This is a genomic window from Aquimarina sp. 433 (assembly GCF_054054605.1).
On sequence record NZ_JBSWZK010000008.1, the window covers coordinates 261,271 to 277,210 of the forward strand.

Genomic DNA, 15,940 nt, shown 5'->3' on the forward strand with positions numbered 1-15,940 from the left:
AAAATTAACAAAATTGTAATATTTGATTCTGTAAAGACATGCGCTCTATTTCGGCTAAGTTCCCGAATAATAAAATGTAAAAAATGTCACTCACAGAACAATTAAAAGAAAAAGCAGCGCTATCCGCCAATAAAATCCCGGAAACTATTCAAAAAATCATGAATAATGGAATTGATAACCTTCGTGATAGTCAGCTTATAACAAGAGCTTTAAAAACGGGAGATAAAATTCCAGAAATTTCATTACCTAATGCAGCAAATAAAACTATTTCTGTACAGGAGTTATTACTTAACAAAAAAGTAGTATTGTCTTTTTATCGCGGAGGTTGGTGTCCTTATTGTAATCTAGAACTAAGAGCTCTACAGCAATATCAAGATAAATTCGAAGAGCTTGGTGCTACTCTCGTAGCAATAAGCCCAGAAACTCCAGATAACTCTTTAAGCACATCAGAAAAAAACAATCTTAGCTTCGAAGTACTTTCCGATATCGATAATAAAGTTGCTAATGAATTTAACTTGGTATTTACACTACCTAAAGATCTTACAGAAGTGTATAAAGGTTTTGGTATTGATTTGGTAAAAAGCAATGGTAATGAAGATCAACAATTACCAATAGCTGCAACTTATGTAATTGATCAAGATGGAACGATCATTTATGATTTTATCAAAGAAGATTATAAAGAAAGAGCAGATCCCGAAGATATTTATAATAGTCTTAAGTAGATTATTCTAAATTTTGATTGAGATCCTATTTATCAAACATCCAAAACATTTTGGATGTTTGATTATAATCCAGAATCTTCAGAAGCAACAGTTAACGTCTTAGAAAACAGTTTATATTCATTAATTGGATTAACAAAATTGGAATCCTTTTTTAAAGACGCCATTTTATAAGCTTCAAGAAAGTCACTAATCCTATAATCCAATAATTTTGCAGCAACAATATCCTTTTTCCACTCCCTTATTTGAGCTTTGGTCATATTTCCTTTATTAGCTCTTATCGCATGCTCTTTTAATTTATCCGTATACAAAGCACATTCACTTAATAAATACTTAAATTCTTTTGTTGGATAAGAAATATTGGTGGTTTTAGAAATTCTATACTTTCTATTATTCTCTATATATGCTTGTCTATCCAGCTTTTTCTTTTGCAAAGTATAATCTAATTTATCCAAAAAATCATCAGTAACAAAGTAAAACTTCATATCATCTAAATTGACAATGAGTGTATTATAATCATTGAAAATTATATGTCTTTCAGATACTCCTAATTCCTTAATACGCCATTCGGAAACCAATTCGTGTTTAGAATATTGACTATGTGTATCATTCATCATAAAATAACGACCCATTTTCATAAATACTCCTGATAAAGAGTTTGGTTGTAAAGTATCTTTAATAATAAATGCATTCTTTTTATGCTTTAAAATCTTTTCTTCAATACCAAAGACGGTTGAAACGTTCTTTGATTCTACTATAATCTTTTTAGTGTAGTCAGCATTTAGAATATATTCTTTTTCCTGTGCATATAGTCCAAAAGTTAAAAAACAATATGTAAGTAGTATTATATTTTTCATAGCCCCAATTATTATATTATTTCTCCAATTAGTATTAAAAGTCTTTTCTTTTAACTCCATAAAATTAGATCTAAGCCACCCAAAAAAAATATTCTCATTGTTTTTTTAAATCGTTTTTTCGCTGTAAAACCAATTTAATCGACAAAATTATATTTCACTGATTTTAAACAGTTAACACTCCTTATTTGAAATTTTTTCCCTGTTAAAAACTCTTTTTTTATCCTATTTCTTCTATGCTAACAGAAGATCTTTTACTTCCATAAAATAATTTTTGGCACGCCGTTTGGATATACTTTACACAAATAGCGGAAACCGAAAAGCTAATGAGTAGGTATAAACCCAAAAACATTTTAGTTATGAAAAAAGTAATACTTTTTATTGCAGTAATGTTACTAGTTGGAACAGCTGCACAAGCGGCCGATCAAAATAAGTCGGATCAAGTAGATAGGGTTACAAAACGCTATCGTAATGCAAAACCTATTGTATTTGTCGAAAATGGTGTTAGATTTTTTGTGTATCCTAATGGAGAAGTTGACTTTAGAACTCCAAGAAGAAGAAATTATAACAACTGGGATTGGAATTCGTCTAACTATAATACTCCAGGTAACAACAGAAACTATCGTAGACACAACAATCGTTTTACTGTGAAATATGATTATTACGGAAGATTGAAACGAGTTGGCCTAACTACAATAAGTTATAATCGATTTGATCAGGTAAGAAGAATAGGTTCTGTTCTTATCCGTTATAATAGAAGAGGAAAAGTTGCCAAAATAGGTGGATTACATATCTATTACGGAAAAAGAGGTAGAATTAGACATATAGAAGGAAATGTTCATTATACGGGATGTGGATATTGCGGAATAGACGGATGTAGCGCACCACATGATCCTTATTATAACATACAGGGAAGATCCAATCATCACAATTGGAATCAGGAAGATGATTTCTATTTTAAAAACAGAAAAAGAAATAAAAAGCATCATAAAGGAGAGGATGACGATGATGATTAGAATAAATTAGTTAGTTGGTTAGTTTTTGAAAGCCTGTTATCAATTTGGTAGCAGGCTTTCTTTGTGTACTCATAGTTTTAATCAAGTCCACTATCACTTTTAAATTTTTAATATATATAGAGAGTTTAAAATATAGAAATATATCGTATCCAAAAAGACCTGGAGTAAAATCAAAATACTGTTTATCAAATACTTACCATACAAAAATAGTCTGTTTCATGGAATAAACGTATGTATAATATATAGAGAAAAGTAATTTTTGGCACGCTGCTTGATACTATATAAGTGAGTGCAAAAAACAAATTTTTACACTCTTTATAAAATCACAGATTATGAAAAATATTGTTTTACTTTTTACAGGCTTACTATTAGCAACTTTTAGTGCTAATGCATTGGAAACAAATACAGAAACCGTATCTCGTTATTACAATTACGGAAAATCATTCATCTTTCATGAGAATGGAGTTGAGTTTTCGGTATACGCAGACGGACAGTTTGATTTCTATGTAAACAGACCAAGAGGCGGAGTTAGTGTAAATATTAACCGTCCTGGAGTAAACATTAGTTTTAATTCTGGATATGATTATGATGCCTATGTACAGTATGATGATTATGGAGCTGTGGTACAGGTAGAAAATGTTCCTATCTTTTATGATTATTATGGTAGAATTAGTCAAGCTGGAGATGTATTTATCAATTACAACCGTTTTGGTAGAGTATCTAGAGTTGGTGGATTATATGTAAACTATAACAGCTATGGTAATTTTGTAAACTGTACTGGATTCATTAATGATTTCAACAGATATTATGTATACAGTCCTTTTCACGCTTATTTTACGGTACCAGTAGTTAGTAGATGTATCGTTTTCAATAGACCTTATAGAAGATTTTATACTCCTTATAGATGTTCGTATAATGTATTTAGAAGAAACTACTTTGATGGATATTATGCAAGACCATATAGAAGTCGTACATATTATAGACCTAATCAAAGAGTTGCATCATATAACAGAGGATATAGAGTAAATAGAGCTAGAAGTCTTGACTACAGAACACGTGATAGAAGAACGGCAATGTATAAAAGAAACGACCGTAACTATAATACAGTAAATCGTTCTAGATCAAGAACAGTGAATAGAAACAGAACTACTGTAAATAGAAATTCTTCTAGAAGCACAACAAGAAGTAGCGCTATTACAAGAAACTCAAATAGCAGAGATAATGTAAGAACGAATAGAAGTGGAAATACCGTGACTAATAGAAGTACTAGAAGTACTGATACAAGAAGTCAGGTAAGAAGATCAGATAGAACTAGAACAAATGTAACACCTAGAAATACCGAAAGTAGAAATAGAGTACAATCTAATAACAGATCTCAGAGAACTAGAAGTGCTGTAACCAATAATAGCTCTAGAAAAGGTTCTTCAAAAGCCAGAACTTCAAGGTCTAACGGAAATAATAGATCTGGGAATGTAACAAAACGCTCTAATAACAGTCAATATACTAGTAAAGGAGGTTCTACAAGATCTCAAGTAAAAACTAGAAGAAGTAATTCTACGAACAGAGCTACAAGATCTAATAATTCAAGATCTCGTACGGCAAGAAGTAGAAGTTAATATAAAGAATTTATTTTTTTGGTTGGTTAGTTAGAAAATCCCTCAGAGTAGTATGCTTAGGCACCTCGAGGGATTTTCTTTATTATATCATTAATATCATCCGATACTCGTAAGAAATATAAAACACCTACATAAACACCTCCTATAAGTGTACTTTTTAAACCTATATTCACAACTGGATGGAAAGTAAAATCCCAAAAATAAAAGCCGTATACAAAAGCTAAAATCATGATCACAATGAGAAAAGTCTTTTTAGAAAATGGTTGCATTTTAAACTTTATATTCACTAAAAAAACTTTTGCAGTATTGTAGCAAAATACCGCCATACTGGTAGCTATAGCAGCCCCTACCACTCCATATACCGGAATGAGTAACCAATTAAGAACAAAAGCAATAACCGCCATGGCAATTCCTATGTATAGAATCAAACGATAATAATCTGAATTAAATATGATCGAATTATTATTGCCTAGCACATTATCAAATAACTTAGCTATTCCGATAAGAATTACCACCCAGATAAACAATTCGTATTCATCCGGAATTAATTCAAAAAGTTGATTTACATTACAAATAATCAATACGAATAATAAACCACTGATTGCGAAAAGATTTAAAGAACTTTTTTTATATAGTATTCTAAGTTGTTCAAAATTCTTTTCATTAATGAGTTTTGCCGTTAACGGATATGTAATTTGATGCATCGCTCTGGAAGGAATAATTATCACACTTGCGATATAAGCACAAATACCATATTTAGCCACATATTCGATAGGTAGATAACGCTCTATCATTGTCTTATCCAAATCAATTAAAAGAGTAGCGACAGATCCTGCCAACAAAATCAATAAAGAATACTTAAATACGTTTATGAAATTAGAAGGCAATGAAAAGCTAAATGAGAAATTTAGCAATCTATATACATAAATAGCCATAATGCATAATCTAGCTATATATACGAATACAATCGCATAAATAAATTGTACTACGGTAATTACTTCTAAATAAACTAAAAATAGTAATACCATAAGACAAGTTCTTACGAACAATTCTTTTAAAATATTACCAAAAACACTTTTAAGTTTCACTTTAGCCCAAGCAAAAAATATTTCGAAATAAGATAAAGCAATAGCGAGCACATAAATGGTCCAAACATAAGGCTGTACAATAGTGTTATCTTCTTTAAAATAACTTAGGACATTTTCATAAAAAACAGTACCTACGGCACCAATGATAATAGCGACGCACATAGGTAAAATAAGCATTATCGTCATAAACTTATTTTGTTCCTTTTTATCGGAATAGGATGAATAAAACTTTACAACAGTATTATGCACTCCAAAAGCCATTAGAGGCCACATAATATTTGATGCAGAAAACAAATAAGAAACCAGTCCGTAGTACTCCTCTTCCAAAAATTTTGTAAAAAGAAACAAGGTATTAATAGCACCAATCCCAAAACCTAAACAAGTAATGATGACATTTTTGATCGATTGATTAGCAACTATTCCCATTCTTTAATTTTATAGCTTACCGTTGGCTAGACTTTTTAGCAACATAGACATCTCTTTGGTCAAAGATCGTCTACTATATTTTTCAATTCCAATCGCCTGAGAATTAAGTTTTCCTTCTTTAAACTTACTAAAATATTCAAGAAGTAAACGTTTCATTTCATCATAAGCATCGTAATCAAAATATTTCCCGGAATCTGTTTCTTCTATTAATTTAGAAATATCTGCATCTCTGGGGCCAACAGCGATAATAGGTCTTTCCGAGATCATATATTCAAATAGTTTCCCAGGTATAATACATTTTGTTTCTTCTGAGTCAATCTCTATTAATAATAATACCTGAGAACTACGCTGAATCTCTATAGCTTCTTTATGAGATACATATCCTTTAATTTCCAGAAAATCTGATAAACCTGCTTCTTTAATAGAGGATAAAACATCTTCGCTCACTGCACCTACTAATTGTAGTTTTAATTGTTTTGCAAAATCCTCATTCTCTTGTGCAGTGTCATATATCGCTTGCCACAATCTCTTTGGATTTCGTCCTGATAACAAAGACCCAATATGTGAAATTGTAAAAGTAGTATCTAATCGAATATCAGCAACCTCTTCAGTATCATATCCATTCGTAATTACCGAGATAGGTCGTTTAGTAATATTAGAAAACTCTTCTTTAGTTGTATAACTCGTAACAGTTATGTGATCTGCAGATGACAACACCTCTTTCTCTAGTTGTATATGCTTATCTCTTGCACTTCTTATAAGCTTCAGTTTTTTATGATAACCAATAGTTGTCCAAGGATCTCTAAAATCAGCTACCCATTTAATATCCAGTTTTTTCTTAAGCTCCTTCCCTATCAGATGAATACTATGCGGTGGTCCAGTAGTAACTACAATATTTATATTCTCTTTAGAAATAAGATCATTTAAAAATTTCACAGAAGGTTTTACCCAATATTTGCGCGCATCTGGTATAAAAAAATTACCTCTAATGAACAACATAAGTTTCTGCATGAAAGATTGTTTATCTTTTCCGGCAATGATTCCTTTACTGATGGTTTTAGAATCTTTTTTAGAAAAAATTTCTGCAAAACGATACGGTTCAAAAATTGGTTGTTTAATAATAGTAACATCCGCAGGAATTTCTGAAATCAAGGATTCATCTATTAAAGGATACGTAGGATTTTCGGGAATATATACAGTTGGCTCAATTCCGAATTCCTTGAAGTATTTAACAAACTTGAGCCACCTTTGTACTCCAGGACCTCCCGCAGGAGGCCAGTAATATGTTATTAATAATACTTTCAAAACCTTGTAAGAGTGCTATTCAGAAACATCTGTTTTCCTCTTTTTATACTCAAAAAACAAAGCTCCTAAAAACAATAACCCAAAGATAATAGAACTTGCCAAAGTAATAGAACTTCCTGTTTTTACTACTTGTGGTTCAAATTTAAACTCAATAGTATGCTTACCTGCAGGAACTTTTATACCCCTAAGCATATAATTTACAGGATAAACAGTCTCAGGAGCTCCATCGATATAAGCATTCCATCCGTCTTTATAATAGGTTTCCGAAAAAACAACAAATCCAGGTTTATTCGTATACATATTATACGCTAAATGATTTGGATCTGTTTTCGAAATTGATATGGTAGAAACGCTATCTTTTACTGGTTTGTAACTTTCTAACTCATCTTTAAACTCATTTCTAATAACAGCCGTGTTTTTGGTATCTATATCGTTTAAAGCATCAAATTCAGACTTATAACCATCTACAAATTTTAATTCAGAAACAAACCATGCAGGTCCATTTATGGATGGGTTTTCTTGTACGGTTAATTTTCTATCTTCATTTTGCTGTATTACATACTTAACATTCAACATATTCACAACCTCTAGATTTCCTTGTAAAATGTGTTGATTATAAATATCATCAATCTTCCTAGGTCTTACGGCAGAATATCCATTTATAGAATTGAAGAAGTTATTGGTATGAGAATTTCTAAACCCTCTTGCCTGATCTAATACACGATAATAAGAGTTGTCTTTAAGAATCTGTTTATCAGTAGCTGTTGGCTGAAAATATTGTTTATATTCTCTTTTAGAAATAAAGGAATCACTATCTACACTGCGTCGATCTACACCTCCTAAATCCAGAATCACTAAAATACCAACTCCAACCAGCATTAGATTTTCAGAAATCTTTTTCTTTAAGGTAAACCAAAGTAATCCAGCTATTAGAAGAATAAATAATAAAGATCGAAGACTATCACTTTTCATAATCGTAATACGATCTTCTTTGATGGCATCGAATATAGCAGGTTGTTTAATAGCCACCTGTACATCATTTGGAGATTTAAAACTGAATAAGCTTCCACCAAACAACCAGAATATCAAACATAATCCTCCAAACACTCCTAAAGAAATTAAAAATTTCTTTTGTCTTTCTTTAAACTCTGTTTTTTCATTAAAAAGCTGGTAGAGTCCAAATACTGCTGCAATTGGCACTACAAATTCTAGTAGTACCTGAATACTGGAAACCGCTCTAAATTTATTGTATAAGGGAACATAATCAACAAAAAAGCGTGTAAGAAAATCTAGATTCTTACCCCAACTTAAAGTTAATGACACAATCATTCCGCCAAGTAACCACCAGCGCAATCTACCTTTTACTAAAAGTAATCCCAATAATGCAAGAAAAACAACTGTAATCCCAAGATAAGGAGGTGCTTCTACAAAAGGTTGAGCTCCCCAATATAAGCCAGTAATATTAGCATAATAATCTGCGGTTTCAGGAGACTCGCCTAACTGCAATAGCTTTTGATAGAAAGCTGATTCTTTCCCCAAATCAGAAGCTCTACCTAGTCCCATTAATTTAGGAACGAAAAGGTTTAAAGACTCTAACTTTCCATAACTATACGCCGTTATGTATTCATAATCCAGTCCATTCTTTTCAGAACTCTTCGTTGTGGCATCAGCTAACAAATTTTTACCTCGTATACTTGTTTTTGCGTATTCCGCTGTAGATAATAACGTAGTAGCGTTAGTCGCCAAACCTAAAAAAGCAGCAACGATCAATATTGCTGAAGACTTAAAGAAATGTGGTAATTCTTTCTTTTTGAAAGCATCTATTAAATAACTTATTCCCAAGACAACTACTAATAAACCTAAATAATAAGTCATTTGATAGTGATTAGCCTGTATTTCCAATCCCATCGCCACTGCGGTAAGCAGAAATCCCCAGACATACCGTTTTTGAAATACTAAAAGTATACCAGCAATAACTAATGGAAAATAAGCTATAGCATGTGCTTTTGCATTATGCCCCACTCCTATTATAATAATCAAATAAGAGGATAGCCCAAAGGCCAAAGCTCCAACAATTGCCATTTTCCAAGGAATTCGCATCACCAGTAACAAAACATAGAAACAGGCTAAATACAGAAAGAGATAATCTGCAGGTCTTGGTAAAAACCGAATCAATCGATCCAACTTATCCATATAATCATGAGGAAACTTTGCTCCTAAAGCATATGTGGGCATCCCTCCAAAGGCTGCATTATTCCAAAAAGTTTCCTCTCCGGTATTTTTCCGAAATTCATTTTGTTGCCTAGCCGTACCTTCATATAATTTTATATCATTTTGATATATCATTTTTCCGCTAAGAACAGGATTGAAAAAAACTAATGAAACGATAATAAAACCTAAAATCACGAAGATATGAGGTAAAATTCTTTTTAGATAAGGCATCATGCGAATGACAATTTATGTATGAGCCGCCAAATTAATCAATTTCCTCAAAATCGATGTACTCTCCCACATCTTTATTAGTAGATTTTTGTTTTGGCTTTTTATCAATGGTTACATCATTATCTCCAGAAGACTGAGACTGATTATATTGCTGAAACTGTTGTTGAAATCTTTCTCCAGCTTTCTTTGTTACATATCTAAGCAATAGAGGACCAAATAATCGCGTTAGTATCTTTAATCCGTAATATATCAATAACAGAATGAGAATTACCTTTAATACCCCTAAGAAAGAAGCCTCTTGCATATTATTTTTTTTCAAAAATAGGGAACTCTCTATACAATTACAGGCAGTCAATCCTAAAAAAATGATAAAATCTGCTATATTTGAACCAAATCTATGGAATATGAGCCCTAAATCGATGCTGCTGGTAGTTAGCCTATTGCTACTTGGTCTAACTTCAACTGCTCAATACACTGAAAAGATTAATACAAACAGACCTGGAGTTTCTCAAGGTGCCTTTTCTGTTGGTAATAATGTATTACAACTTGAAGGTGGATTAGGTTTCGGAAGAGAAAGACATAAAATATTTGATACAAAATCAAGTACATTCAACTTTGATTATAACATAAGATACGGGTTACTTATCGAGCAATTAGAAATTAGCTTAGATGGTAGTTTTAGAAGTGAAGGGATCAGGCAAACTATTGGTGCCAACGAACAAAAAATCAGAAAAACTGACTTTGAATCCAATACTATAGGAGTTAAATACCTTATTTATGATCCTTATAAAAAACCTAAAGAAAATGACTCTATCAATTATGATGAGTTAAAAAGTTGGAAAGAACGTTATCGATTTAAGTGGAAAAGTTTAATCCCAGCGGTTTCTGCATACGTAGGTATGAATTATGTAAATACAGATAACGCTTTTACTTTTCCAACGGATGCAACCATAAGTCCAAAAATTGTTATAATGACTCAAAACAACTGGTGGACGAGCAATGCTGGTAGTTGGGTATTAGTTACAAATCTTATTGTAGATAAAATCACTACGGATAATCCCGCTTATGGTTGGATTATCACAAGTACTCATACTCTAAATGATAAATGGGCCATATTTGGTGAATACCAAGGACAAAAGAGTGATTTCTATAGCGATAATATTATAAGACTTGGTGGAGCCTATTTATGGAATCAGGATCTGCAAATAGATGCCAACATTGCCACTAATTTTAAAGATACTCCATCGATATTTAGAGTAAGTCTTGGTGCTTCCTATAGGTTTGATTGGCATCGTAAAGATGAGATTATTGAAAAGCCAGGATTCGAAAGCGGGATCAAAAAGGATGAAAACGAGGAAGAGGAAGATGATAAAGATAAAGATGGCCTGGAGTTAGATGAAGAAATCGAAGAAATTGAAAACGATAGTTTAAAACAAGAGCAAACTCCATTCATTAATGATTTTGAAGATGGTAGTCATCGAGATGCAATGGAGAAAGACCTAGATGAAAGAAGAACAGCACAACGTTTAGAACGCGAACGAATTGAAAAAGAGAAGCAGGATAAAAAAGACGAAAAGAAATTTAAGAAAGAAGAAAGAAGACGTCTAAAACGTGAAGCTAAAGCTGCAAAACAAGCTGAAAAAGCAAAATTAAAGGCAGAAAAAGAAAAGCAAAAAATGATCGAAGACATCGATGCCGAATTGGATAAAATGGAGCAAGACGAAGGTGTGGATGATGAACTGAAGCAGATAGATGAAGAACTCAAGAAGTTGGAAGAGATGGAAAAAGAGCTCGGTTCTGACACGAAACCTGATGCCAAAGAAGATAAAACTGATGACAAGAAAGACGCAGAGGACGAAGAAGATATAGATGCTGCTTACGAGAAGTTACAGAAAGAGCAGGAAAAAGCTAAAAAGGAAGAAGAGAAGCGTAAAAAAGCTGAAGAAAAAAGAAGAAAGAAAGAAGAAAAGAAAAGAAAAAAGGAAGAAGAAAAGCGTAAAAAAGCTGAAGAAAAGAAGAGAAAAAAAGAAGAAAAAGAAAAAGAGGAAAATGATAATAATGATAATTAATCATTAATATATTCCGGAAATAACATCCGAGTTTGTATACCATATGAAAAAGGCTGAGTGCTATTGTACTCAGCCTTTTTTAATTCCATAATTTCCGTAAGTAACGATAAAAACATTTACGCAATAAAATGATAATTCCTAATAAAAGCATGCGCTAAATTAGTATTTCCATCATTTTTTAACATAAAAAATACGCAGGTTAAAATAATTACCTTATATTTGGTTAACCAATTTGGTTGACCAATTATAAACTATGAAAACTAACTTGAAACCAGAATCATTATCTCCTAGAGATGAAATTGAAACGGTTATTTCTAAAATAAGAGAATTAATTATAAACCGTCAACTCGAACCAGGAGACAAATTACCTTCCGAAAGAACCTTATCGGAAAAATTTGGAGTGAGTAGAAGTCAATTAAGACTAGCAATTCAAAAATTAGAGTTTTACGGACTTGTAAAAAAATATCCTAAGAGTGGAACTTTTGTTTCCAAAATAGGTGTAGGTGCATTGAATTCTATGATGGCCAATATTCTACACTTGCAAACACCGGATTTTAAATCATTAGTAGAAACCAGATTGATCTTAGAAACAAAGGCTGTTAAACTAGCCGCTGTTCGCAGAACAGAGCAACAACTTTATCAAATAGAGGTTGCTCATGAAGCTTACATAAATAAATCTATTAATGGAGAGAATGCTATCGATGAAGATCTACTATTTCATCTAAAATTAGCAGAAGCTAGTTGTAATAGTGTTATTAATTCATTAATGCTCGTTATAACTCCTGAAATAATAACAAATTTCGTAACAAATAAAATTTGCGATAAAACCAACTTTTCTACCCTAATTAAAGAACACCAAGATATCGTAAATGCAATAAAAAATAATGATCCAGATCAAGCTACAGAAAGCTTGAAAATACATTTTAATGATTTATACCAATACTGTAGAACCTAATACTCCTTGCCTATGTAAATTAAAACATTAAATGAAAAAAGGACAGGTGAAACCTATCCTCTTAAATTATTCTATTTATCACTTCAAGTTTCGAGAGAGAAGTCTGTTAAAATGAATAATACGCTTTATTACTTAAACAAATACGCATTGACAAAGGTAACAAATAATATAGAGTTAAACCTTTACTCTTGTTAATGTTTAGTTAAGTAATAGCAATACACACAAATTAAAAATAGCCAGTAATGGCTATGTGCTTATTTCTAAAATAAACTAAACAATGAAACGATTACTTGTAAAATTTAAAAGCTTTTTAATGTTTACGCTATTGTTATTGTATCATTTTAACTCCTATGCTCAACAAGGTTATGAGTTAACTGGTATCGTAACATCTGTAGAAACAAACACGCCTATACCAGGCGTCAGTGTTCTGGTTAAAGGAACCTCTAACGGTACAGTTACAGATTTTGATGGAAAATATGCAATACAGGTGTCCTCAGGAGATGTACTTCAGTTTACCTACATAGGACTTACCACCCAAACTATTACAATATCTAACCAAACTACTTTAAATGTGAAAATGGAAGAAGATTCTGAAGCATTAGAAGAAATAGTTGTTGTAGGATATGGAACTAGAAAGAAATCACACAATACAGGTGCTATTGCTCAAGTTAAAGGGAGCGATGTTGCAGCAATACAGGCAACTCGTGTGGATGAAGCCTTAGCAGGTAAATTATCCGGTGTACTTATACAAAATCAAAATCCTGAGCCAGGTGCCAATCCAAAAATTCAGGTACGTGCGGCTTCTTCTCTCTCCGGTGATTCTGGACCATTAATCATCGTAGATGGTTATCAAATTTCTGGAAATTTAGCTACTGTAAATCCTAGCGACATTGAAAGCTTAGAAGTATTAAAAGATGCGGCTTCAGCAGCTATATATGGAGCAAATGGTGCTAACGGAGTTATTTTGGTAACAACAAAAAAGGGTAAATCAGGAAGACCACAATTTAGTTATAATTCATTCATTAGTATTTCCAACAAATACCGAAAAAACATCTTAAAATCGGGACCTGAATGGGCTGCATTTTCAAGACAGGAAATTGCTGCTGGTAATTGGGATTTATCACAAGTTGATCCAGCTTTTGTAGAATACCGATTAAGAGCATATGAAAATTCTCCTGGTGCCATTAGTCCAGAAGACTGGTTATTTAGAACTGGTGTTACCACAAATCATGATTTTAGTATGTCAGGTGGCTCCGAAAACTCGAAGTTTTTCGGATCTGTAGGATACCAAAATGCAGAAGGGGTAGCAATAACACAAGGGTTTGAAAGATTTAATGCACGATTAAATATTGACACTCAATCTGGTGATAAATTTAAAGCTGGATTAAGCTTTAACGGTTTTGCATCTAGAAGAGACATCTTAGCACACGATATGAGAGATCTATTGAGAGCTTATGGTGTTCACCCTGTTTATCATACAGCAGAATCTATTGCATTCGTGCAAGCATTAGATGCGGAAGCACAAGGGTTAGGGTTATCACCTTTTGATAATGGTTATAGAGGTGGTATTGGCCCAACAAGTATCTATGAATTACAACCAGGAGATAGAGTTGATGATTGGCATTACGGTAGAGATAATAACGGAATTGGGGGTTCAGGAGATGCTGGGCCTGCCCAAAAATTAGATAATGCGGATGCTTGGCAAAAAGTTTATTTCGCAAATCTTTCATCCTATATACAGTATGAAATCATGGATGGTTTATTTTTAAAGACCGCCTTAGGTGGAGATTTTAATAATACTCAAAACTACTATTATCAAGGTTTAGGAGCAGATTCAAGAGCACGTACCGATCAAACGGATTTAGACGAGAGTACTAGAAATGCTTCATCTATTTTAAGCACCACCACATTAAACTATAATAAACTTATAGGCAAACATGATATTGATGCAGTGATCGGTTATGAATTTTTAAATAACTACATTAACGGTACTTCTCTTGTAGGTACTAATGTTCCCAATAGCGATATTATCAACTACAATCTGTTAAATCCAGAAGATATTACTACAACGGAAACTGAAATCACTAGATCAAGAAAAAGTGTTTTTGGTAGAATACAATATGCATATGATAATCGTTATTTAGTATCAGCTTCACTTAGAAGAGATGGAGATTCTCGTTTTGGAGCGAACAAACAGTATGGAGTTTTTCCTGCTATGTCCTTAGGTTGGAATGTTCATAACGAGAACTTTTGGAAATCAAATGCTTTAAGTCTTCTAAAACTAAGATTTAGTACAGGTTCTTTAGGAACCAGTTCATTCTTAAATGATTTTGATGCACAAAGCCTTTTAAATCCTATTCCTACAGTTTTCGGTACTGGATTTGGAATTTCTGGTAATGTAAATAACCCTGATTTAACCTGGCAAACGAATACAGAAACAAATTATGGTATTGATTTAGGGTTTGTTAATAATCGTTTTAGACTAAGCGTAGACTATTATAATTCTGACATCGAAGATATGTTAATAGGAAGCACCGTATCCTATACTACTGTTGGTCAACCTTCTATAATAGTAAACAATGGTGATATGACGAGTTCTGGACTTGAGTTTGAACTTTCCGCTAGTCTTATTCAAAATGAAAATTTTACATGGGATATTAATGCAAACCTAGCTACAGTGAATACAGAAATTACTGATCTAGACAATGTAGATGAACTTCCTCAAATTCAATATGGTCAAAGTGGTAGAGGTCCTATATTTAGAAATTATGTAGGTGGAGAAATTGGTGAAATGTGGGGCTTAGAAACTATTGGTGAAGTAGAAATGAGGTTTTTAGAAGATCCTACAAGACATCCTAATAATACTTCGGGAGAATCCTATGTAGTTGATCAAAATGGAGATGGTGTTATCGATAGCGATGATTATGTAAAAATAGGTCAAGCCACACCCGATTTTTATTGGGGATTAAATTCCTCTATGAGCTACAAGGCTTTTGATTTCTCTATGCAATGGCAGGGATCCCACGGAGCAGAAGTATATAATATTGACCCTCTTTACTATGAATCACAATGGTCTGGTCGATTGGTAGATACTTTTGATGCAAATGACGATGGTATTGCAGATCATAATGGAGAGCACTATATAGGTAACAGAAGACAAACCGATCACGGTATTCAGGATGCTTCGTATATAGCATTAAGAAATTTAACTATAGGTTATACTTTAAATAGAGAATTAATAAACAAAATAGGTTTGAATTCTCTTAGAATTTATGCAGCCTCTACTAACCTATTATACATCTGGGGAGATGATTACACTTCATATAATCCAGAAGGTATTGAAACTGGAAATAGCGGTTACGCAGGTCCGACGACATATGGTGTTCAAGTTGGTGCAAGCCCTATTGTACGAAGTTTTACGTTTGGTTTAAATGTTAATTTTTAAAAAAG

At 32.6% G+C, this 15,940-nt stretch carries 11 protein-coding genes; 6 read left to right on the forward strand and 5 right to left on the reverse strand.

Going from position 1 to position 15,940, the window contains the following annotated elements; genetic code table 11:
- Positions 1–83: 83 nt before the first annotated feature.
- Positions 84–722 carry a peroxiredoxin-like family protein gene (locus ACWNT5_RS17235; protein ID WP_299895943.1) on the forward strand — a complete coding sequence of 213 codons (639 nt, stop codon included), beginning with the start codon at positions 84–86 and terminating at the stop codon, positions 720–722.
- A 62-nt stretch (positions 723–784) separates the two neighbouring features.
- On the opposite strand, the gene ACWNT5_RS17240 is transcribed toward ACWNT5_RS17235, so the two are convergent.
- Positions 785–1,576 (reverse strand): hypothetical protein, encoded by a 792-nt coding sequence (locus ACWNT5_RS17240; RefSeq protein ID WP_456518044.1) that lies wholly within the window; start codon positions 1,574–1,576, stop codon positions 785–787.
- Between the two features lie 356 nt (positions 1,577–1,932).
- Here ACWNT5_RS17240 and ACWNT5_RS17245 point away from each other — a divergent pair, with 356 nt between their 5' ends.
- Positions 1,933–2,589 (forward strand): hypothetical protein, encoded by a 657-nt coding sequence (locus ACWNT5_RS17245; RefSeq protein WP_456518045.1) that lies wholly within the window; start codon positions 1,933–1,935, stop codon positions 2,587–2,589.
- A 332-nt stretch (positions 2,590–2,921) separates the two neighbouring features.
- Positions 2,922–4,205 (forward strand): hypothetical protein, encoded by a 1,284-nt coding sequence (locus tag ACWNT5_RS17250; protein WP_456518046.1) that lies wholly within the window; start codon positions 2,922–2,924, stop codon positions 4,203–4,205.
- A gap of 56 nt (positions 4,206–4,261) precedes the next feature.
- Here ACWNT5_RS17250 and ACWNT5_RS17255 read toward each other — a convergent pair whose 3' ends face one another.
- The 4 genes from ACWNT5_RS17255 to ACWNT5_RS17270 are packed head-to-tail and all read right to left on the reverse strand — an operon-like array spanning position 4,262 to position 9,770.
- Positions 4,262–5,719 (reverse strand): oligosaccharide flippase family protein, encoded by a 1,458-nt coding sequence (locus ACWNT5_RS17255; RefSeq protein ID WP_456518047.1) that lies wholly within the window; start codon positions 5,717–5,719, stop codon positions 4,262–4,264.
- Between the two features lie 9 nt (positions 5,720–5,728).
- On the reverse strand, positions 5,729–7,024 hold the full coding sequence (locus ACWNT5_RS17260) for a glycosyltransferase family 4 protein (RefSeq protein WP_456518048.1): 1,296 nt from the start codon (positions 7,022–7,024) through the stop codon (positions 5,729–5,731).
- Between the two features lie 15 nt (positions 7,025–7,039).
- Positions 7,040–9,469 (reverse strand): YfhO family protein, encoded by a 2,430-nt coding sequence (locus ACWNT5_RS17265; protein ID WP_456518049.1) that lies wholly within the window; start codon positions 9,467–9,469, stop codon positions 7,040–7,042.
- Positions 9,470–9,500: 31 nt separating this feature from the next.
- Positions 9,501–9,770 carry a DUF4834 family protein gene (locus tag ACWNT5_RS17270; RefSeq protein WP_299602210.1) on the reverse strand — a complete coding sequence of 90 codons (270 nt, stop codon included), beginning with the start codon at positions 9,768–9,770 and terminating at the stop codon, positions 9,501–9,503.
- A gap of 61 nt (positions 9,771–9,831) precedes the next feature.
- On the opposite strand from ACWNT5_RS17270, the gene ACWNT5_RS17275 reads away from it, so the two are divergent.
- The 3 genes from ACWNT5_RS17275 (at position 9,832) to ACWNT5_RS17285 (ending at position 15,935) form a co-directional block, all read left to right on the forward strand.
- A complete protein-coding gene (locus ACWNT5_RS17275) occupies positions 9,832–11,535 on the forward strand; it encodes a transporter (RefSeq protein ID WP_456518050.1) in 1,704 nt (567 codons plus the stop codon).
- Between the two features lie 253 nt (positions 11,536–11,788).
- The gene (locus ACWNT5_RS17280; protein WP_299602215.1) at positions 11,789–12,490 is read left to right on the forward strand and encodes a FadR/GntR family transcriptional regulator; all 702 of its coding nucleotides are present in this window, start codon (positions 11,789–11,791) and stop codon (positions 12,488–12,490) included.
- 277 nt (positions 12,491–12,767) lie between these two features.
- The gene (locus ACWNT5_RS17285; RefSeq protein ID WP_456518051.1) at positions 12,768–15,935 is read left to right on the forward strand and encodes a SusC/RagA family TonB-linked outer membrane protein; all 3,168 of its coding nucleotides are present in this window, start codon (positions 12,768–12,770) and stop codon (positions 15,933–15,935) included.
- Positions 15,936–15,940 lie beyond the last annotated feature (5 nt).

Coding starts and splice junctions, on each gene's coding strand:
- ACWNT5_RS17265 (WP_456518049.1), bottom strand. CDS start 9,469: ATGATGCCTTATCTAAAAAGAATTTTACCTCATATCTTCGTGATTTTA.
- ACWNT5_RS17285 (WP_456518051.1), top strand. CDS start 12,768: ATGAAACGATTACTTGTAAAATTTAAAAGCTTTTTAATGTTTACGCTA.
- ACWNT5_RS17255 (WP_456518047.1), bottom strand. CDS start 5,719: ATGGGAATAGTTGCTAATCAATCGATCAAAAATGTCATCATTACTTGT.
- ACWNT5_RS17235 (WP_299895943.1), top strand. CDS start 84: ATGTCACTCACAGAACAATTAAAAGAAAAAGCAGCGCTATCCGCCAAT.
- ACWNT5_RS17240 (WP_456518044.1), bottom strand. CDS start 1,576: ATGAAAAATATAATACTACTTACATATTGTTTTTTAACTTTTGGACTA.
- ACWNT5_RS17245 (WP_456518045.1), top strand. CDS start 1,933: ATGAAAAAAGTAATACTTTTTATTGCAGTAATGTTACTAGTTGGAACA.
- ACWNT5_RS17275 (WP_456518050.1), top strand. CDS start 9,832: ATGATAAAATCTGCTATATTTGAACCAAATCTATGGAATATGAGCCCT.
- ACWNT5_RS17250 (WP_456518046.1), top strand. CDS start 2,922: ATGAAAAATATTGTTTTACTTTTTACAGGCTTACTATTAGCAACTTTT.
- ACWNT5_RS17280 (WP_299602215.1), top strand. CDS start 11,789: ATGAAAACTAACTTGAAACCAGAATCATTATCTCCTAGAGATGAAATT.
- ACWNT5_RS17270 (WP_299602210.1), bottom strand. CDS start 9,770: ATGCAAGAGGCTTCTTTCTTAGGGGTATTAAAGGTAATTCTCATTCTG.